Origin of the sequence: Candidatus Merdisoma sp. JLR.KK006, from assembly GCF_036941035.1 — a bacterium.
Taxonomy (GTDB): domain Bacteria; phylum Bacillota; class Clostridia; order Lachnospirales; family Lachnospiraceae; genus Laedolimicola.
The window spans coordinates 12,510-30,922 of sequence record NZ_JAYMNS010000027.1 but is presented as its reverse complement, the minus strand read 5'-3'; the positions used below and the strand labels follow the sequence as shown (position 1 = coordinate 30,922).

25 protein-coding genes and 1 pseudogene are annotated in these 18,413 nt (G+C 41.0%); all 26 read left to right on the top strand.

Annotated elements, in window-relative coordinates; genetic code table 11:
* Positions 1–9 precede the first annotated feature (9 nt).
* The 26 genes and pseudogenes from VSQ61_RS17370 to VSQ61_RS17245 all read left to right on the top strand — a co-directional run bounded on the left by VSQ61_RS17370 (position 10) and on the right by VSQ61_RS17245 (position 18,371).
* Entirely contained in the window at positions 10–285 is a 276-nt protein-coding gene (locus VSQ61_RS17370; protein ID WP_334345654.1) for a hypothetical protein, read from the top strand.
* Positions 286–290: 5 nt separating this feature from the next.
* The gene (locus VSQ61_RS17365) at positions 291–1,709 is read left to right on the top strand and encodes a S8 family serine peptidase (RefSeq protein ID WP_334345653.1); all 1,419 of its coding nucleotides are present in this window, start codon (positions 291–293) and stop codon (positions 1,707–1,709) included.
* Positions 1,702–3,408, top strand: a complete 1,707-nt coding sequence (locus tag VSQ61_RS17360) for an ABC transporter ATP-binding protein (RefSeq protein WP_334345652.1) — start codon at positions 1,702–1,704, stop codon at positions 3,406–3,408. The genes VSQ61_RS17365 and VSQ61_RS17360 overlap by 8 nt, the downstream gene beginning before the upstream one ends.
* A 139-nt stretch (positions 3,409–3,547) precedes the next feature.
* The gene (locus VSQ61_RS17355) at positions 3,548–5,002 is read left to right on the top strand and encodes a hypothetical protein (RefSeq protein ID WP_334345651.1); all 1,455 of its coding nucleotides are present in this window, start codon (positions 3,548–3,550) and stop codon (positions 5,000–5,002) included.
* 72 nt (positions 5,003–5,074) lie between these two features.
* On the top strand, positions 5,075–6,142 hold the full coding sequence (locus VSQ61_RS17350; RefSeq protein WP_334345650.1) for a DUF6033 family protein: 1,068 nt from the start codon (positions 5,075–5,077) through the stop codon (positions 6,140–6,142).
* A gap of 242 nt (positions 6,143–6,384) precedes the next feature.
* Positions 6,385–6,867: a hypothetical protein gene (locus VSQ61_RS17345; RefSeq protein ID WP_334345649.1), complete on the top strand. Its 483-nt coding sequence runs from the start codon at positions 6,385–6,387 to the stop codon at positions 6,865–6,867.
* 30 nt (positions 6,868–6,897) lie between these two features.
* Positions 6,898–7,770 (top strand): hypothetical protein, encoded by an 873-nt coding sequence (locus VSQ61_RS17340; protein WP_334345648.1) that lies wholly within the window; start codon positions 6,898–6,900, stop codon positions 7,768–7,770.
* Positions 7,742–8,113: a hypothetical protein gene (locus VSQ61_RS17335; protein ID WP_334345647.1), complete on the top strand. Its 372-nt coding sequence runs from the start codon at positions 7,742–7,744 to the stop codon at positions 8,111–8,113. The genes VSQ61_RS17340 and VSQ61_RS17335 overlap by 29 nt, the downstream gene beginning before the upstream one ends.
* On the top strand, positions 8,110–8,382 hold the full coding sequence (locus tag VSQ61_RS17330) for a hypothetical protein (protein ID WP_334345646.1): 273 nt from the start codon (positions 8,110–8,112) through the stop codon (positions 8,380–8,382). The genes VSQ61_RS17335 and VSQ61_RS17330 overlap by 4 nt, the downstream gene beginning before the upstream one ends.
* A gap of 89 nt (positions 8,383–8,471) precedes the next feature.
* Complete coding sequence (locus VSQ61_RS17325; RefSeq protein ID WP_334345645.1) at positions 8,472–8,903, top strand: single-stranded DNA-binding protein; 432 nt, start codon at positions 8,472–8,474, stop codon at positions 8,901–8,903.
* A 158-nt stretch (positions 8,904–9,061) separates the two neighbouring features.
* The gene (locus tag VSQ61_RS17320) at positions 9,062–9,613 is read left to right on the top strand and encodes a 5' nucleotidase, NT5C type (RefSeq protein ID WP_160274315.1); all 552 of its coding nucleotides are present in this window, start codon (positions 9,062–9,064) and stop codon (positions 9,611–9,613) included.
* Between the two features lie 143 nt (positions 9,614–9,756).
* Positions 9,757–11,109, top strand: a complete 1,353-nt coding sequence (locus VSQ61_RS17315; protein WP_334345644.1) for an ATP-binding protein — start codon at positions 9,757–9,759, stop codon at positions 11,107–11,109.
* Positions 11,110–11,181: 72 nt separating this feature from the next.
* Positions 11,182–11,511 (top strand): hypothetical protein, encoded by a 330-nt coding sequence (locus tag VSQ61_RS17310; protein ID WP_303661772.1) that lies wholly within the window; start codon positions 11,182–11,184, stop codon positions 11,509–11,511.
* Positions 11,512–11,968: 457 nt separating this feature from the next.
* Positions 11,969–12,562 (top strand): DUF1281 family ferredoxin-like fold protein, encoded by a 594-nt coding sequence (locus tag VSQ61_RS17305; protein ID WP_334345643.1) that lies wholly within the window; start codon positions 11,969–11,971, stop codon positions 12,560–12,562.
* A gap of 51 nt (positions 12,563–12,613) precedes the next feature.
* A complete protein-coding gene (locus VSQ61_RS17300; protein WP_303661775.1) occupies positions 12,614–12,925 on the top strand; it encodes a DUF2958 domain-containing protein in 312 nt (103 codons plus the stop codon).
* Positions 12,926–12,965: 40 nt separating this feature from the next.
* Positions 12,966–13,097, top strand: coding sequence for a hypothetical protein (locus VSQ61_RS17295; RefSeq protein ID WP_334345642.1), 132 nt, complete (start codon positions 12,966–12,968; stop codon positions 13,095–13,097).
* Between the two features lie 72 nt (positions 13,098–13,169).
* Positions 13,170–14,033, top strand: coding sequence for a phosphoadenosine phosphosulfate reductase (locus tag VSQ61_RS17290; RefSeq protein ID WP_334345641.1), 864 nt, complete (start codon positions 13,170–13,172; stop codon positions 14,031–14,033).
* A 20-nt stretch (positions 14,034–14,053) separates the two neighbouring features.
* On the top strand, positions 14,054–14,395 hold the full coding sequence (locus VSQ61_RS17285) for a hypothetical protein (protein ID WP_303661777.1): 342 nt from the start codon (positions 14,054–14,056) through the stop codon (positions 14,393–14,395).
* Between the two features lie 43 nt (positions 14,396–14,438).
* Entirely contained in the window at positions 14,439–14,666 is a 228-nt protein-coding gene (locus tag VSQ61_RS17280) for a hypothetical protein (protein ID WP_334345640.1), read from the top strand.
* 68 nt (positions 14,667–14,734) lie between these two features.
* Positions 14,735–14,983, top strand: coding sequence for a DpnD/PcfM family protein (locus VSQ61_RS17275; RefSeq protein ID WP_334345639.1), 249 nt, complete (start codon positions 14,735–14,737; stop codon positions 14,981–14,983).
* A 43-nt stretch (positions 14,984–15,026) separates the two neighbouring features.
* On the top strand, positions 15,027–15,668 hold the full coding sequence (locus VSQ61_RS17270; protein WP_334345638.1) for a DUF5688 family protein: 642 nt from the start codon (positions 15,027–15,029) through the stop codon (positions 15,666–15,668).
* A gap of 96 nt (positions 15,669–15,764) precedes the next feature.
* The gene (locus VSQ61_RS17265; protein ID WP_334345637.1) at positions 15,765–16,028 is read left to right on the top strand and encodes a hypothetical protein; all 264 of its coding nucleotides are present in this window, start codon (positions 15,765–15,767) and stop codon (positions 16,026–16,028) included.
* Between the two features lie 92 nt (positions 16,029–16,120).
* Positions 16,121–16,729: pseudogene (locus tag VSQ61_RS17260) on the top strand (YkgJ family cysteine cluster protein); the annotation flags it as partial.
* A gap of 4 nt (positions 16,730–16,733) precedes the next feature.
* A complete protein-coding gene (locus tag VSQ61_RS17255; RefSeq protein WP_334345636.1) occupies positions 16,734–16,865 on the top strand; it encodes a hypothetical protein in 132 nt (43 codons plus the stop codon).
* A complete protein-coding gene (locus VSQ61_RS17250) occupies positions 16,862–17,206 on the top strand; it encodes a hypothetical protein (protein WP_334345635.1) in 345 nt (114 codons plus the stop codon). The genes VSQ61_RS17255 and VSQ61_RS17250 overlap by 4 nt, the downstream gene beginning before the upstream one ends.
* A 250-nt stretch (positions 17,207–17,456) precedes the next feature.
* Positions 17,457–18,371, top strand: coding sequence for a tyrosine-type recombinase/integrase (locus VSQ61_RS17245; RefSeq protein WP_334345634.1), 915 nt, complete (start codon positions 17,457–17,459; stop codon positions 18,369–18,371).
* The last annotated feature ends 42 nt before the right edge of the window (positions 18,372–18,413 follow it).

Here is an 18,413-nt window from a genome sequence, read left to right as displayed (position 1 = left end):
GGTAAATTTATGAATAGAAAAGACGTTGAAACGCAACTAAAAGGTATTATAAAAGAAAAGATGAATATAGAATTGGAGCAACTCAAATTAGATTATATGACGAACAGTTTGTTAGATCCGGAAATAGGATTGGTGCCACGAGATTTGTTGGTTATATTTTTTGAAATGCAAATTTTATATGGGATAGAATTTGATGAAAAAGATGTTATCGAAAAGAGATTCGATTTCTTTTCAAATATTGTCGATAGTATATGTGAAAAAATTGGTGTAGAGAATATGGGATAGATAATATGAATATTGCGATTATTGATAGTGGCATAAGAAGCGAATTGCTAGAGAAACCAATGAATTATAACATGGAAATTACAGAAGATAAATCATGTAAAAATTTTTTATATAATTTTGGAGAACAACTGTTTCTTCATGGAACAAATTGTGCATTGATTATTGAGAAATATTGTCCAGAGGCAAATTTGACGGGTATCAAGATACTTGATAATGATGGAAAGGGGATACTTGATAAGTTGGAACCAGCACTTGAATGGTGTTTCCATAAAGGTATCACATTGATAAATTTAAGCCTCGGAACAACACACTTTCAAGATAAAAATGCAATTCGTCAGGTTGTTAATCATTATGTCAATAAAGGGATGATTTTTATAGCAGCGACAGCCAATAACGGTTATAAAACGTACCCTGCTTCTTTTTCTAGCGTAATTGGTGTTGCTTCAGGAGATGAGTTTGATATAAACACTAATTTGCTTTATCACAACGGAGTTGATTTAATAGCACCATCAGACCACGAGATAATGGTAAGAGAAAACCCAGTTACTCTTAAGAACAGTAATAGTTATGCAGCTCCATATGTTACTGCAAAAGTTTGTTGTTTAATGTCGGAAAATCAAAAATACGGGATATGTAATTTAAAAAATGAGTTATTTATGCGAAAAACAAGGCATTTTACAGCATACTATCCTGATTGGATAGAGAAAGCGTGGCTTCCATCGCAAAGTAGGATAAGTAATGCACCGTATTATTTTTTGGAAGTAACAGGACAATATCAGGACTGTATAGCACAGGCAGATACAATTGTTTTATCTAATCGGGATGAGTATGCAACATATGGAAATGTCGGAAAGCACATTGTTTATCTCGGCAAGGAACCTATAGAGTGCTTGGATACAAATAAATTTTTTTGGAGTAGGGAACAGAGAAAGGAACAAATTACAAAATGCGAAAAAAGAGTGGAAAACATTGATATTCCCTGTGTTGTGTGTAGATTTGAGAAAACACAAGATGAAATACTATTGTTAAGTATGATGAAAATGTATTTTGCTAGTGATGGTTATAACGCTTATACAACAAGCCATAAAGTAGAAAGTGTATTGTATGATTTGGAGTACATACCTAAAGAATTATGTGATGAGAACAATATTGAAACAGTATATAACTTTCTGTATTGGCAGACTCATTACGAGCAGTCGGATATTGTTATTTGGGCACTAGAATTAAATAGTTATTTTGGAAAAAAAAACAATATGGTGGATGTTTTAGTTGATTTTACATATGTCGAGGCGGGTGTGCAAGCGGAAATCTATTATGATGGAATAATAAAAAGAAAAATGATAATTAAAAGTATAGTACATGAGGAGATAAAAACAATATATAAATATATTTTAGCATTATTAAAGGAGGAAAATAGTGAGTAATAAAGAAGCTGTGCAGAAGTTGCTTGCGCTTTTAAAAGGTTATCAAAAAATAATCGCTATTATTATATTTTGCTTATTGCTGTCAACAGGATTAAGCTTGTGCATTCCCTTGTTGAGTAAGAGAATTATGGATGATGGATTTATTGGTGGGAATAAAGAATTACTGATAAAAATGGTTTTAGGTTCTTTTGTTATACATTTAGCAAATTCTACAATTGATATTATAAAGGAGAAAAAGAGGGTTGATATCTCATCAAAAATACAGTATTCCTTATCGGAAGAGTCTTTTTCGCATCTTATGAGAATGAAAATAAGTTATTTTAGTAATAAGAACTACGCTGAAATATTAAATAACATAAATGTAGACATAAATAACATGACTTCGATTGCAGATGAAGGAGTGTTCTTTGTTGTAACACAGGCGTTCAGCATGGTAGGCGGAGTGATAGGTCTTTTTATCTTGGATTACCGTATGACAATTTTAGTATTGCTTTTTATCCCAATTAAATATGTTGTTATGAAATATTTCGCTAAGCAGCGGAAGAAAGTTATGGACGAGTTTATATTCATCAATCAAAAATATTCAAGCTGGTTTGGAGATACTGTCGGGGGTGTAAAGGAAGTAAAACTTTTTGGAATATTTGCCAACAAACATAAAGAATTTGTTGAAAAACAAAATGAAGTAATCAGCAAGCAAAAGAAAATGAATATGCTTAGCCAGTGGAATAACATTACCGATACGGTATTAGTTTGCATGTTGACTACTTTGATATATATTATTGGTTCTAATTTGGTATTTAATCTGCAACTATCTGTTGGAAGTATTTTTGCGTTTATCACATACAGTACATATGTTACAGGTCCAATATCTGCAATTCTTAATATTGGATATTTGCTGTCAGGGATCATTCCTTCTACTAAAAGATATTATGAGTTTATGTATTTGGAGGAAGAAGATGAGAGTAAAGAAGCCAAGGTATTGTTACAGACTGGGGATATAGAATTTCAACATGTATCATTTGCATATGAAAAGAATAAGCCAGTTTTGAAGGATATAAATCTTAGATTTCCAAAGGGAAGCAAAACGGCGCTGATTGGAAAAAATGGTTCCGGTAAAAGTACAATCGTAGAGCTGTTATTGCGTATGTATGCGCCGATGAAAGGGCAGATATTGCTTGCAGGAGAGGATATATTTAGTACCTCATTAGAAGTTTACAGGGGAATAATTTCAGTGGTTAGCCAGGAAATATATCTTTTTAATGATACTATCCGCAATAATATATGCCTCTATAAACAAGTAGATGACAGTTTAATTTTAGATGTTTGCAGGGACAGTGGTTTGGCAGAGTTCGTTGCTGAGGTTACACTGGACTATGTAGTGGGGCAGAACGGAACCATGCTTTCAGGAGGACAGAAACAGAAAATTGCACTTGCGAGGGCGCTCTTGCATGAAAGGCCGATTGTGGTATTTGATGAAGCAACTTCCAGTACGGATAGTTACTCTGAACAGCAAATCAATTCATTGCTGCATACGAAGCTTAAGGATAAGACTGTAATTGTCATTACGCATAGGCAGGAGATATTAAACAAGGTGGACTTTATCGTGATGCTTGATGAAGGTCAGATTGTGGAGCAGGGCAGCTATGAACATATCAAAAAGTGTGGACGATATTTGGATATGGTGAATGTTGGTTCGTAAATATGGTATTTAATATCAAACAGTATTACTGTATTGTACGTCAGGATAAAAAGTTGTACGTTTATAAAATGCTATTAACAAATTGTGAAAAAAAGGCGAAAATATGCATATATAAATACATAATAGGAGGTACTGAAAAATGGTAAAAAAGAGGCTATTGTCAAGAGTGTTTGCAACGGTTATGGCGCTCGCTATGATATTTGCGCCTGCAAATGGGTTTACTGTTCAGGCGGCAGAAAATGATGCGTCTCAGATTGCAAGTAGGGACATATTTTCTGAGGAAAATCCTCAAGACGTAATATCCGAAGACGATATTAAGTATCAGGAACCTGTTCTGATTAATGAATTTGGTGCAGTTGAAGATACGCTGCCTTCCAGACTTACGGGAACTGTTCAGGTTGAGGCGGCAGAAATCCGAGATATTCCAATGACTTATGATAATTCCACAGTAATTGCAGGTACCGTAAGTGACTATTTGGACTCTGAAGGAGATGCATTGATCTATAACATTAATTTAGCAGAAGGCATTTATTTTCAGGCACAATTAACAACTCCTGCAAATGCGAATCTGGACTACGATTTGTATTTACTTGATGCAGACGGTAATATTTTGAAAGGTTCTGATTACTATACATATATAAATGGAACTGATGGAACCTTACAGGAGAGTATCGGATTTTTCCCGGAAGGAGATGAGGCTACATATTATATTTATGTGCTGGCATCTACGGGAGGAAGTATTAATCAGCCATTTACGTTGGACTACTCTTTAAGCATAGCATATGATAGGTTGGAGTCTAATGATTCGGTAAGAGAGGCAAAATCATTTACGTTTGATTCCAACGGTGCGGCTATTGACTATTGTACGTTGAGTTCTCCCATTGATAATGATTGGTTTGAGATTACAATTCCTGAAAGCAGAATTTATAACAGGCTGAATATTTCCGCAACTACCGCTTCATCTAACACCTGTTCAGTCGAAGTATATCAGAACATTGCATCTGAGGGGTATAAAATGCAAAAGGTGGGTAACGGCGGTTCTGTTGCCGTATCAACAGGAACCTATTATGTTAGAGTATCTAACGCTAAGTCAATGGATGAATATGATGATTTAGATATTCAGAATTATACGCTCACGATTACCCCGGTTCTTTCTGCAACGAACATTACCATAACTTCTTTAAGCGGAACAGAGGGTTCGAAGTATGTTACCTATTCAGGATACGGTAATCATTTTAGGACTTCAACAGGTACAGTAACAGTCTCCGGATATGCAACAATCAAAGATCCTGAAACTAATACCACATATTATGCAGCAAATACTCCTGTAACTATAATGTATTATAATCCATTCTGGGAGGAAAATAATACTCCAAATTATGCTTATGTGTATGCATACGGCACAACAGATTCGACAGGGAAATATACTATTAAAGTATCGCTTCCAAATCCTACTTCAAGCTGTAGTGCCGATACAGGTGTATCTTATCATTATTTTGATGTATGCGCGATTTATGCCTTGGCAAGTGATAATACAAGCGTAAATACCTATGAAGTGATATTCCACTACTCGTATAGTGTTTATCACGGATAATGATGTTTTAAATATAATCAGGAGCAAGGATAACAACCTTGCTCCTGGCATTTCAAAGGGAGGTCATATAAAATGAATACGGATTACAGTGCATTTTACAGAGGATCAGCACCTGCAAAAACATATGGCGCCGGAGATACAGGCAGACAAACACAGGTGGAAAAGTATGAGTTTAATACTACTGATGAACATGGAAACAAAATAATGGATAAAATGTCCAGGGAAGAAACATTGCAGGCAATGAGTGACGTTCGTTCTCAATATAGTAGTGATGTAATCGTGGAGTTTTCGGGAGATGGAATGGCAGCGCTGGTAGACAGCAGAAAAAATTATAACGGTGAGTATCTTGATAAAGTTATGAAAAGAAGCCCAGAACAGCGAACCGTTCCGGAAGACATGATTACACGGCTTGAAGGAATGTATCAGAAGGTTTCTGCCAATGATGAGATCAATACACATGTGAGCTGGCATGATACCTTAAAGGAAAAAGCCCCTGACGTATGTGACGAGTTAGATGATTTGATGCAGCAGATTCTAGTTCGTGGAATCAATCGTAGTAGTAATGGTGAAAAATTAGGTTCAAAATTTGTAGAGCTGGTCAAGAAAGCAGAGAATGCTATTTCAACATATGATGCAAAAAAGAAAAATACGGTTGATGATAAAAATAATGCGGCCACAGTTGGGGAAACACAGTTATCGGAAAAAGCGCAGGCACTTTTGACAAAGTTAAGGGAAGGCTATGGAGATATGGATTTCTTTGTAGCGAATTTTAACGGTGGGGATAATGCGGTTGATATTATGTCTAAATCAGGCAAAGCCTATTCTGTCATACTTACCGTTGAAGAACTGGAAAAAATGGCATCTGATGAGAAGTACGAAAAAGAATATATGGATAGGGTACAGAATGCACGCAATATGGCGGAGCAAATCAACAAGGAATATGGATTTACGTCAGCTGGAGAAGCTACAAATAAGATTAAAGTTGGCAACATTGGCATTTCTATCAATGAGGATGGTACAATAACATTTCTCGCCGCGCTTGAAAAGTCTAGTCAGCGGGAAGAGACTACTGTGCAAGCGAACAACATAGAGGAATTGATTGGAAAAATCAAAGAATGGAATAAGGCAATTCAGAATTAGGAAATAAAGCTGGTAACGAAGTAAAATCTTTACAAGCATGAAGTTATATATTATAATATCCTCATGTTCATTAAATTTTTCAATGTTACCGGCATAGTCGGTATGATTTCTTTTAATTCCTGGAAACAGGTATAGTAACTAAATAACAGGATTGCAATTGCACTTGGGTTATAAGCTCAGGTGCTTTTTTTATGCGAAAAAATCGTGTATATGCAAAATTTTGAAGAAGGAGGGAATGTTTTATGCAATCAATAACCAAAGAACCAGACAGACCGGACGAAAGCACATTAAAAGAGATGTGCTTGATTGTCCAGGCTGCGGATGCGGAAGCAGACATGGGGCAGTATGCATTAGAGACGGGAAACATAGTCTTGTCAATGCCAGAGGAAGTATCAATGGAAGCCATGCGCTGCATCGGCACAATCATACCAGGTAAAAAGCCGGCACATGTCGCGCTTTGCCTGCAGGAGTTTGTTGCAGAAGCGCCAAAACTGTACGCTGATGGTCCTGAAAAAAAGGATTTAACGTATGGTTTCTTTGCAGCACGTCATGCAGATACGGTAATCTCGGAGTGTGCCGTTTATTTTCCGCACACGTCAACGGAAGAATATCTTCCGATCCGTATCCTTTCCGTCATAATGATCTTTGAAGACGGCAGGGAACTGGATTATTCGGACAAAATTTCATCTTACGTCATTGACTGTCTGGCAAAGGCCGCATGGTAACATCAATTTAGAAAAGGAGAAAAAAGAAATATGGCAACAATTAAGAGTTTTGAAGTAGACCGTTGGAGCGAAAAGGACGAAAAAGGCAGGGTGAAGCATATTGGAATGCTGAAAATGGGGGAAGTCTTTGAAATGCTCAAAGAACACCTGTTAAGCAAGGACATGCTGCCAGACGAGTATTTCCTGATAAGCAAGAACGACTGGAATGAGGACTGGGAGCTTCCGGATTACGATTATGCGATATGCATCCCGAATTTCGGTGGAAGCGAGGGAATATACCTCGACATTTCACTGGTATACGATGATGAGCAGAAGCAGAGGCGTCATATGCGCTTTGTGACAGGAAAAACACTTGAGGAAAGTGCGGATGCCTTCCTCAAGATGGCGCGGATTGCTGCAGAATGTTCGCTGATGCTGAACGGACACGGATCGCGTTACAGGAAGTCGGATGTGGACGTGTCGTTAAATCCGGCACAGACACTGTATCTGACGGATCTGTTGGAGAAAAAGTTTGTCAACAGCATGGATCCGAATGATCGGGATATGTTGTCAGGGCTTCTGAAACAGTTCGTCTGTGTCAGCTGTGTGCCGGTCATGGCAGTCTGCCGACAGGAAGATAATCTGTTTTCACTTTGGCTGCATGATATGCCTGATGTACGATTAGATGCGCTCATACTTGGAAGCTTTGTCCAAAAAGGAAAGCTGGAGGATTTGATGGAATCACTGCCCGTTGACGGCGGACAGCATTTGTGTCTGATCCGGGAAGAAAAAACGGGAGAATACAGCCTGCATACCTGTGATGCCGGAAAATTCTATCATTCCGTGCATGGGCAGGAAGGGCGCAGACTGTTCGGAACTAAGGAGGAGATTATCCATGAAGTCAAATCGCAGGGCGGGAAGTAAAAGAATAAATGAAAAAAAGACGCATTATATGCTGTTTTCCTGCAATGAATGGAAAGAGTACAGCAGTATGAGATTTCTGGGCGCGACAGACAATCCGGAGACTCTTTATGTAATGATCGGCTCATGCATCAGGGCGGATGACATGCTGTATGGATGCGATAATTCCAAAGAGTCATGGAAACACTTCCAGGAAGATTACCATCATAGCGAAATAAATCTGGACCTGCTGCAGTACGGATACGTGGAAACATATGAAGAGTCCCGCATATTAAGCAGGGAATTTGCAGGGGAATTTCCCAAGGCAGCATCTACATGGCGGGCACTGGGAGGAAAAGCAGGATGAATGACAATGATATTATGGCGCGGCTTATACTTGGAAATGTGGGAGATGAAACAGCACTGAGAAATATCTGTGAAGCGCATAATCAGTGCATAGACGAACTGGCACAGGAAGAAAAGGATCATATGTATGCCACAAACAATTTCTATTACAGTGCCGAGGAATTTAGCACCATCCATAGCGAGGAAACCGATGAGCTGTTCCATGAGCTGCTTGAAACGGGAACGCTTGTTGCTACAAAAGACGGATTTGTGTGGGTAAACTGCGTGTAAACACCAGCAGATGAAAATGGAGGAAAGCCTGCCGCATGTTAATCTGTCACAAGATCAGGAAAACAAATAACAGAATGGAGGAAAACACTATGAACAAAGTAATTTTGATGGGACGCCTCACACGGGATCCCGAAGTACGGTATTCTACAGGGGAGAATGCAATGGCTATCGCCAGATATACGCTTGCGGTAGACCGGAGGTTCCATCGCGAGGGTGAAGCGGAAGCAGATTTTATATCCTGCGTTGCTTTTGACAAACGGGCAGAGTTTGCGGAAAGGTATTTGCAAAAAGGAACAAAAATCGCAGTCAGCGGCAGGCTTACCACGGGGAAATACACCAACAAGGAGGGCCAGACTGTATATACAACCGATGTGATAATAGAAGAATGTGAGTTTGCGGAAAGCAAGAACGCAAGTGAGAGGAGCCGGCAGGCAGACAATAGCAGTCCGGCATCCGCAGCTTCCGGTGATGGTTTCATGAATATCCCTGACGGGATTGATGAGGAACTTCCGTTCAACTAGGGATCACACTTTGGACGGTTCTAATTCCCCAAATTTAAAGCAGGCTAAAAAACTAAATATGAAAATATGGAAAGCGTATCTTAATAAAGACGCTCTTTCTTATATTAATTTTATCTATGAAAAAAGGAGGTGGCAGCGTAAAAGCTGCCTGTTTTTGTATGAACAAACAGAGAATTTTTTTTGATCTGGACGGAGTGCTTGCGGTCTGGCAGGATGTGCCGCAGGAACACCTAACCCAGAAGGGGTATTTTTCCAGCATTCCCATACAGGAAAACGTCGTGGCAGCTTTCAGATTATTGGAACAGCTTCCCGATATTGAGCTGTATATTTTATCCTGCGTATTTCAGGACAGTCATTCTGAGTCGGATAAAAAAGCATGGGTAAAAGAGCATCTTCATCTGCCGGAGGAGAGGCAGATATACTGTCCCTGTGGGGGCAGAAAGGAGCACGCGCTGGAAAAGATTGGCGGAATACGCCCATCAGATGTGTTGATTGATGATTATACGGAAAATCTGCGGTACTGGGCCGGCATACCTATAAAATTTTACAATGGGATCAACGGAACGAAAGGGACATGGCAGGGCAACGGCGTATATTTTGTCATGCAGCCGGAAACCATAGCCAAGCAGATTTACGAGCTGGCGGTTATTCAGCCCTACAGCATTCTGCAAAGGATTGCCTGTTGGAATGCTGTATTTCCTGCTTATTGAAGGGCATTGCACAAAACTTTTGTTTTCTCTATGTAAATGCTTTTTTTTTTGATATAATAATAAATATGGCAGGCGACCTGTACAGGTCATTCATCATATATGGTAAATGAACTTTTGTGCAGGCAGAAAGGAGAGGATTTGCGATGTACCTGAAGCGGAAAGCATATGAAGAGCTGACGGCCTGGAAAAAACGTCCGGACCATTCCACGCTGGAAGTATCCGGTGCAAGGCAGGTAGGTAAAACCTATATTGTAAACCGATTTGCAGATGAACAGTATAGCCAAAAGATATACATAAATCTGCTGGATCTTTCCGGGGAACTTTTTTTGGTGCAGTACCAGGAATTGTGGCAGGAAATGAAATCAGGGAAAAGATACCAGAATCCAATATATGAACTGATTAAAAGGTATCAGCCTGATTTTGAGGATTCAGAGGACACAATTGTTATCATTGACGAAATTCAGGAATCGGCAGACATTTATAACCGCATCCGGGAATTCACGCGCACGCTGAAATGCGATTTCATCATTACAGGGAGTTATTTGGGAAGAATTTTGAAACAGGAGTTTAAGTATTCTTCCGGTGACTTGGATTACCTTGAAATCTGCACGCTTGGATTTGAAGAATTTCTGACAGCCCTTAACAGCATCGATCTGTATGAGAAGATGAGTCTGTGCGGAGAAAGTGATGCAGAAATCTATCAGGAGCTGCAGAAATTATATAATGATTACTGCATGATTGGCGGGTATCCGAGTGTTGTCCTGAAATATCTGAAAAATGCGCCCCTGCAGGACTGTCAGGCTGAACTGCTAAAAATCATCCGCCTTTTTACCAATGAGAGCAGGAGATACTTCGAGGACATACTGGACGCTGCTGTTTATGAAAACATCTTCTCTGGTGTTGCCCGCATTCTGGCCAAAGAGAAGAAAGGCTTTGACGCGGACAGCTTCAGCGAGGAACTGCAGGGCATTGTTGTGAAGGATTACTCCAGCAATATAACCAAGGCAACGATAAACAGGGCGATCGACTGGCTTTATAGTTCCGGGATCATAGGGTTTGCCGGCAAGCTGCCTGAATGCAACATTTTGGATTTTAAGGCAAAGGCAAGATGCTTTTTCTTAGACATCGGACTTGCAAACTATTTTCTGATAAAGGCAGGCGTCCCAAAAGCCACGGTATCCGGTATTATAAACGAAAATTTTGTTTACCTTGACTTGAGGCGCCGGATTGCACACCCGAGCGAAATCGCACTGGAAACCCCCGCTTTTGCAACCCTGGGTAACGGTGAGATTGACTTTTATGTAAAAGAACTGGCATCGGAAAGGACATATGCGGTTGAAGTTAAATCCGGAAAAAACAGCGGAAAGACTGCAGCAGAAGCTTTGGAAAAGAAGAAAGCCGACTACGTGCTGTATGCAAAAGGAAATACCTGCGGCGGAAAAGCTGATAACACAATCACTATTCCGATTTACGGAATCTCAAAGTTTAAGTTTTAAATAATATAATAAGGAAGGAAAGCTGCTTGTGACTATTGTGGTCAATGGGCAGTTTTTTATTTGGAGGCAAATATGGACGAAATAAGAACCAGCAGTAAAGAACTGGAAATGACAGATGCTATGGTGCGTCAACAGGATCTGATAGACAATGCGACTTATGATGTATGCTGCAGCTATCTTGGCATTCCGGATGAAGAAAGGGAAAAACTGTTCCCATGGGATATGCGAATTTTAGCAGAAGTCCGTGAAAGCATAACGGATGCCCTGATGCAGTTTGGAAAACCGGTATGCTATCCGTATATCGAAAGCGGAAAAGAAGGATCTCATTACTGCGACCAGGAGGACTGTCATTGTGAAAGGTGTGTAAGGGACAGCGAAAACGCACCTGACATAAAAGAGTGAATAAGTTATGGAAGATGCAGTACGGCTTGTCCTGGCAACGTAGGAAGTTCCGGAATACAGCTTTGCGGAATGCGATTTTTTACACGGAAGGCTGCGATAGTGCAATCGACTACACTTTATATGATGGGATTTACGAAGAAAAAGATGGCGGGCAGATGGATTACAATTCGGAAAGAACGAATTATGATAACCATGAAGATACAATTCCTGTCATTATTATGTTCGCACTGAGTATAAACAGGGAGAGCATTCCTTCGTATTATATTATATAAAGGTGATATGCATATTCTGGCTATGTTGCAGGGACTGTAAAAGTAAGCAGGAAATCAGGAATATTATAATATGAAAGGCGATACGGTTAACATTCCGTACCGCCTTTTTGTTTTTTAAAGGAGGAATTTTATGAGAAATGAAGCTCAGATTACAGGAATCTTTCATTGGAAGGAGGCAGTGCGGTATGGCGAATGTATGCTCTGACACAGTAGTTTTATTCCCGAAAGAGGATACTCCAGGGAATGCCGTATCCCGTTTGAAAGAAGATTTGTTAGGCTGTTACCCTTCAATGGGGATTCATGCCGACACACGGCTGGTTCTGTTGTTGGAACGGCTGAATATTCCTACGGACGGTATTTGCTTTCGGGGAGATGTTGTCTGCATGGACATTGAGGACACTTATATTTGCTTAGAGTTGGAGACGGCATGGAGTCCTCTTTATGATGCATACCAAAAGATTGCCGAGCATTATGGACTGGATTTCGTCCTTCGTGCAGAAGAACCAGGAGAGCGCATCTTTATCAATACTGATGTTTACGGCGTGTATTTGGATGTCAGGTACCGTGTCTTGCTGAAGCTGGATGCAGATGCAGGCGGCACGGTTTACGAAAAGATGCTGAGAGAAGAAACAGATATGGAAATTTATTTTTTCCAGGAGAGCGATATGTTGGAATGGTTTGCAAAGTACGGGATATCCGCAGGCAGCTATGATGAGCTGGAGCGCAGATTGGATACGGATTATGTGTGTGTCAATTTATATGATACAATCTGCGCTTGATACGAAGCAGGGATCTTATACTATTCTTTATTGATTAAAAGGAGTACTTATATGGAACTTATGACAAAAGAAATTGAAGAAAAGCTGGAACAGATAGGTTTATTCCCTGAAACCGAAGATATGTTTGAAGCGGAAGTAATCGTTAAATATTTCAATCCCTGTGGAGCCGGGACATGGCTTGTTGTAGGCGGTGAACGTTACGAAGATGACTGGGAGCTGTACGGATATGCCACCATAGGATATGAATGGGAATGGGGAAGCGTTATGCTGAGCGAACTGAAAGCTTACAGAAACCGTCTGTTAATTGGCATAGAACGCGATTTACATTGCGCGGGAAAATGTGTCAGGGAACTTGCCAAATGATCGGCAGGCTCTGTAAAAACTTGTTAGGAGGTATGGAAAAATGCTGATTTTACTTATCGGTAATAAACGGCTGAGTATGCCGCTGTCCCGAAAAATCCCGGGAGATTACATGAAAACAGGTCGGTATCAGGATATTGGATTTAACAACAAAATCATTTCAGGAAAGGAGTAATAACGAATCCCGGTAAACCGGGTTGACCTGTGAGGGTGTCAAACACAGAGAAGAAAAGGGCGGATCAACGGCGTGAAAGAGGTATGGTGGGAGCTGTTCTGCGAAAGCCGTATCGAAGTAGCATGGGAGGCCAGACGCCCTATCCACGAACGGAATTTGTTTCGTGGTGTTATGAAACAGAAATTAAAAGTATGCTGGATCTCGGCAGGAATATCATCCTTCATGGCAGGATACCTTGCAGGCAATGTTGACGAGTGGATTTATATTGATATTGCCGATCAGCACGAGGACAGTATGAGATTTATCCATGACTGCGAAAAAGCAATCGGAAAGGAGATTCAAATATTAAAATCAAGCCAGTATGCATGCGTGGAAGATTGCGTCAGGGCATTTGGCGGTTTCCGCAATCCCCGGAACGGGTTTGCGCCATGTACGAACTGGCTCAAAAAGAGAATCCGGAAGCAGTGGGAAGCAGAACATCATGGATGTGAGCTTATTTATGTGTGGGGCTTTGATTTAAAAGAAAGGAACAGGGCAGACCGGACTGCGACAGAAAATCCGCAGGCAGAGCACGAATTTCCTTTGATTGAGAAAAATTTATCAAAGAAAGATGTTCACGGGCTCTTTAAAAAGCTGTTTTCTTTTCCCAGACCCCTGATGTATGAAATGGGTTATCCAAATAATAACTGCGTGGGGTGTGTGAAAGGAGGTTTTGGTTACTGGAACAGGATAAGGAAAGACTTTCCGGAAGTCTTTCAGCAGAGGGCGGCACTGGAAAGAACGGTCGGCCACTCGATGCTGAAAGATTATAAGGGGCATCCGGTATATCTTGACGAACTGGAACCGGACAGAGGAAATATGGATACTGAAGTATTTCCGGAATGCAGCATCATGTGTTACCTGGTAACAGCCTCAGAAAAAGCCAAATCTGAATAAAGAGTAGAAGGGAGGCAATCATGGAAATCATTGAAAGGGCAGTCATGCCAAATGGAACAGAGATCCAGTTAGAGGATTGGAGCAGTCGCAATACGCCCGAATATCCTGATTTGTACGGACTGACTATTGGTGCATATCCAATTGCAAAGAACAACGGAAAAGGCAGATGGGTAGAAAGCGGCGAAAGGTTCCGCCTTACGATTTCCCACAATAACCACTCAGGTTATGCAAATGACGATGTAAAAGCAGATTTTTCGGCATTAAAAAATGGGAAGAAACGCCTGGAGGATCTGGCCGCACATTTCTGGAACGGAAAAAAGGATATGTATTATCTTGGCATGATTTCGCAGGAACCACATTAGCTATCAGGTGATAGATTGCAGTATGAATAAAAGGAGGATTTCTATGTCTATGGTTATTGCAGAACATGAAGCAGATATGCGTGAGATTGTATGCCGGTATTATCCGCATCCCCAATATCCGGGTGAGGGATATTATCAGATACAGACATCCGGCGGGGATTTTTTAGGAAATGTCGGCGTGGATGAGCCGGACTGTGAACTGGCTGCAATTAGGAATCAGGGCTACGGAGCAGTCCGGTTCATAGGACATAACAGTAAACAAATCAGATAAATTTTATAGAAACGCTCAAGGATTTTACCATCCCTGAGCGTTTTTTGAAAATTCAGGAGGTATATGTAATGAAACAATGCATAGCAGTCACAGAGATATTAAGAAGAATTGTTGTCGTTGACACAAAAGAAGCCGGTACAGACGGCCTGGAAAATGCAATCGAACGTGTAAAGGAAGCATACAAAGCGCAAGAGGTCGTTCTTGACGCAGGTGACTTAGTTCCAGATCCTGTAACCGGAGAGCCTGCCTGTTTTTGTGAAGCAGACTGGATTGATCCGGACGAGATTCAGGAAATGGATGCTGATTTCACGCTGTGAAAAGTGCTTTTGCGGAATTTAATAAAAGGAGGATAAAGATATAATGAATGAAATTAATATTTCCATCAATTGGGAGAGCGTAAAGGAAAAAATATTCCTGCGTTTATTGAATTACAAAAAGAACAAGGCGGATATGGAAGGGAAAGCATGTATTAAATTCCTGGACCTTGCAATCCTGTTTTATTGTGATTGTACAGAATGGGGCTGCAATGGCTTCTATGTAAGCAGGAAGCAGATTCTCATGTGGCACAGGGACATTAATGATATCTATCAGGCTGCACTGGAAAATACATACCGCAAGGACAATACACTTGTAACACCAATATTGAATTTTTTTCCGGAAGAATCGGTATATATAGCGCAGAACGGGATGGATGTCATGCTTATAGAGAAAGAAATGATAGTCCTTGCAAACCAATCGCTTTTTTTTGGCGCAGCGATGCTGTTAAATATACCTGTACTGAAAAAACTGGCAGACCAGCTTGACAGCAATCTATACCTGTTGCCCAGTTCCGTTCACGAAATTATCGCCGTACGTTCAGACCCAAACACAGATGTTTCCTATCTTACAGAAATGGTAAACAAGGCAAATAACTACGTTGTAGAGCCCGAGGATTACCTTTCTGACCATGTATATTATTTTGACCGGGAAAAGCGCGAAGTAACAATAGCGGTTCCCGCGTAGATATTCCACTAAGATATTATTTAGCCCGGCTTGCAGCCGTATTGGAGAAGGCAGAGTTATTCTGTCTTTTTTATGTTCTAAGAAAGGAGGGCATATATGTCTGATGCAATATGGATTGTGCTGGAGGATGGGCGGATCATGACGATACAAGGGGCGGAGCCGGACTTTTTTGCGGAAGGCTGTGACGCATCCATTGATTATACCCTGTTTGACCAGTTCTGTGAAGAAATTGATGGCGGCCAGATGGATTACTGTGCTGAAGAAAAGAAATACGGGCATATCAGGGATGTGGTTCCGGATATACTGGAATTTGCACTTGATCTGAACGGAGCCAGGACGCCTAACTATTATTTTATTTGAGAGGAGCATTTTATAGGATGGCTTATAAAGATATCATGAATTTAAATTACCTTGAACCAGAGGGAACATTCCGGTTCTGATGCAACTGCTGTGGCCAGTGCTGCAAAGAAAGAGGAGATATCCTGCTTACTGCTTATGACATTATGCGTCTGCAGAAATATCTTGATATTTCTTTTAAGGAGCTGCTCATTACATACTGCGAGATGTACGTGGGCAAAGATTCCGGACTTCCTATTGTCCGGTTAAGGACGGATGCAAGATGTCCTTTCCTGTTTCACAACAAATGTCTTGTGCAGGATGCTAAGCCTACAGTGTGCGCCCTTTTCCCATTAGGAAGAATATACGATGGGGAAAAAGTCCGGTATTTTATACAAGAAAACCACTGCGGGACAGGTGCAGAAGAACACAGCCTGCGTGAATGGCTGGAGCAGTCTGGTACCGATAATGAAAGCTGCTGTATCCTTTTGGGAGAACTGCTGAAAGAAGGAGTAGAGATTGTAAAACAGGTAAAGGAGCAAAGCAACGAACTGAAGGAATTAATCCTTAGTTTTATGGTTTCCCTTATGTACGATGACTATGACAGCAAAGGAAATCCCATATCCCGGATACAGGAGCGGATAGATATGATAAAGCAGCTTCCAGGGAAGTTAAACGAATTCCTTGAAATGAAAAAAATGGAACCTGCCGGAGAAAGGATGTGAGCAGATGCAGGGTGGAGGACCGTATGAGGTATCAGACTGCCCTAAGTGCGGAAGCCTCATGTGGAACGGACAATGTGAAAATATAGATTGCGAATACCACTGGTATCCGATGCAGGATGAGGAGGAAGAGGAATGAGGATTATAGCCGTTTTAGATGTAGATGAAGAGAAGCTGGCCCGGATAGGACACAGTTTTGAGGAAGAGATGGGATGGGCAGCTGAGTCCGGCATCACACTGACCAGCTATACGGATGCGGAGAAATGCAGTACATATGAATACGCCGCGTTTGCATGGAATAAGGAAAAGGAGGAATATGCACAGATTGGGCGGGCCGTTACGACAGAGCAATTATGCCGGAACCGGTTCAAAGAACGTGTGGAAAAAAGGCAGCTGACGCCATGCTATGATTCCGGGAATGTTATATATAAGAAACGCAGTATATCAGAGCTACATGGCGACTGGACAGGTCTGGAATAGTTGGAACATCATTCTATGCAGACAACTACGCACTATGGAAATAACGGAGCGGGATACCATGCCTGTTTCGTTATTTCCAGCCTCAATCTGAGGCATTGAGATTTGTTAATGAATAAATAAGAAAAAAGGGAAAGAAAGGAAGCTGCGCAAAAATGAAAGGAGGGGCATGAGAAAGGGATGCTCCATTCCCATAGTGCGTAGTTGACTACACTTTCCCTGATTTTTTCTATGAATGGCAAAGGAGGGTTTTATGGCTGAGACAGAGACTGTTGCGTTTTCTCCCTATTTAAGCACCAAATTTATCACTATCTTAAAGAAGTATTATTCTGAAAAGATACAGGAAGAACGGACGAAACAGCAGTACACCTATGTTTTTAATGCTTTATGCGACTATGCGAAGTGCGATTTTCTTGACATTACGCAGGAAACAATAAAAGCATACTTCAACGGAAAAAGCAGTGTAATGAAATCTACGGACTACAATCTGAGCGTTCTGCGTGCCGTAGCACGCTATATGGACGAAAATGCGGATATTTTGGAAATTCAGGAAGGATACCTTAACCTCTTTTCCGTAATTGATGTAATATTTCCGGATCTGCAGTTCCGTATGGAGGATCTGCCCGAACTGGACAGTATTGACAAAGTTCTGGCTTATTTTAAGTCCGAGGGCGATATGACAGGTTTTCTATCCTGTTCTATGGTGCTTCGATCAACGCTTACCACAAATGAGCTGGTTTCTTTAAGGCGGGATATGCTCCTGCAGGATGCGGACGGTAATTTCGGAATCCGCCTGAAAATGACGGAACACGCTTACCGCTTTGTAAAACTACCGGAAGATATTGTGGAACTGATTAACCGGTATTCCATGCAGCGTACCGACAGCCAGCCATATTTTTTCCTGAACAAAAAAGGAAAGGCAATAAGCGCGAGGGCACTGCAGAACCGGCTCCATGAAGCCTGCACAGCCTGCGGCGTGAGGCCGTTTACCTATAATGACCTGCGTATCTTGAGTCAGGCGCTGATGATTAAAGACGGCGCACCGCTCGAGAAGATAGCGGAACACATCAATGTGAAGAACATGAGCTGGTTCTTCCGTTATGACAGGGTGGTAGAAAGCCTGAAGGAATCACCGGTTGATTACACACACTTGAAAATCGTCTGGTAAAGACATAGGGCAACAATACTAAAACGCATTTTGGGAAATTAA

Coding starts and splice junctions, on each gene's coding strand:
- VSQ61_RS17370 (WP_334345654.1), top strand. CDS start 10: ATGAATAGAAAAGACGTTGAAACGCAACTAAAAGGTATTATAAAAGAA.
- VSQ61_RS17365 (WP_334345653.1), top strand. CDS start 291: ATGAATATTGCGATTATTGATAGTGGCATAAGAAGCGAATTGCTAGAG.
- VSQ61_RS17355 (WP_334345651.1), top strand. CDS start 3,548: ATGGTAAAAAAGAGGCTATTGTCAAGAGTGTTTGCAACGGTTATGGCG.
- VSQ61_RS17350 (WP_334345650.1), top strand. CDS start 5,075: ATGAATACGGATTACAGTGCATTTTACAGAGGATCAGCACCTGCAAAA.
- VSQ61_RS17345 (WP_334345649.1), top strand. CDS start 6,385: ATGCAATCAATAACCAAAGAACCAGACAGACCGGACGAAAGCACATTA.
- VSQ61_RS17340 (WP_334345648.1), top strand. CDS start 6,898: ATGGCAACAATTAAGAGTTTTGAAGTAGACCGTTGGAGCGAAAAGGAC.
- VSQ61_RS17335 (WP_334345647.1), top strand. CDS start 7,742: ATGAAGTCAAATCGCAGGGCGGGAAGTAAAAGAATAAATGAAAAAAAG.
- VSQ61_RS17330 (WP_334345646.1), top strand. CDS start 8,110: ATGAATGACAATGATATTATGGCGCGGCTTATACTTGGAAATGTGGGA.
- VSQ61_RS17325 (WP_334345645.1), top strand. CDS start 8,472: ATGAACAAAGTAATTTTGATGGGACGCCTCACACGGGATCCCGAAGTA.
- VSQ61_RS17320 (WP_160274315.1), top strand. CDS start 9,062: ATGAACAAACAGAGAATTTTTTTTGATCTGGACGGAGTGCTTGCGGTC.
- VSQ61_RS17315 (WP_334345644.1), top strand. CDS start 9,757: ATGTACCTGAAGCGGAAAGCATATGAAGAGCTGACGGCCTGGAAAAAA.
- VSQ61_RS17310 (WP_303661772.1), top strand. CDS start 11,182: ATGGACGAAATAAGAACCAGCAGTAAAGAACTGGAAATGACAGATGCT.
- VSQ61_RS17305 (WP_334345643.1), top strand. CDS start 11,969: ATGGCGAATGTATGCTCTGACACAGTAGTTTTATTCCCGAAAGAGGAT.
- VSQ61_RS17300 (WP_303661775.1), top strand. CDS start 12,614: ATGGAACTTATGACAAAAGAAATTGAAGAAAAGCTGGAACAGATAGGT.
- VSQ61_RS17295 (WP_334345642.1), top strand. CDS start 12,966: ATGCTGATTTTACTTATCGGTAATAAACGGCTGAGTATGCCGCTGTCC.
- VSQ61_RS17285 (WP_303661777.1), top strand. CDS start 14,054: ATGGAAATCATTGAAAGGGCAGTCATGCCAAATGGAACAGAGATCCAG.
- VSQ61_RS17280 (WP_334345640.1), top strand. CDS start 14,439: ATGTCTATGGTTATTGCAGAACATGAAGCAGATATGCGTGAGATTGTA.
- VSQ61_RS17275 (WP_334345639.1), top strand. CDS start 14,735: ATGAAACAATGCATAGCAGTCACAGAGATATTAAGAAGAATTGTTGTC.
- VSQ61_RS17270 (WP_334345638.1), top strand. CDS start 15,027: ATGAATGAAATTAATATTTCCATCAATTGGGAGAGCGTAAAGGAAAAA.
- VSQ61_RS17265 (WP_334345637.1), top strand. CDS start 15,765: ATGTCTGATGCAATATGGATTGTGCTGGAGGATGGGCGGATCATGACG.
- VSQ61_RS17255 (WP_334345636.1), top strand. CDS start 16,734: ATGCAGGGTGGAGGACCGTATGAGGTATCAGACTGCCCTAAGTGCGGA.
- VSQ61_RS17250 (WP_334345635.1), top strand. CDS start 16,862: ATGAGGATTATAGCCGTTTTAGATGTAGATGAAGAGAAGCTGGCCCGG.
- VSQ61_RS17245 (WP_334345634.1), top strand. CDS start 17,457: ATGGCTGAGACAGAGACTGTTGCGTTTTCTCCCTATTTAAGCACCAAA.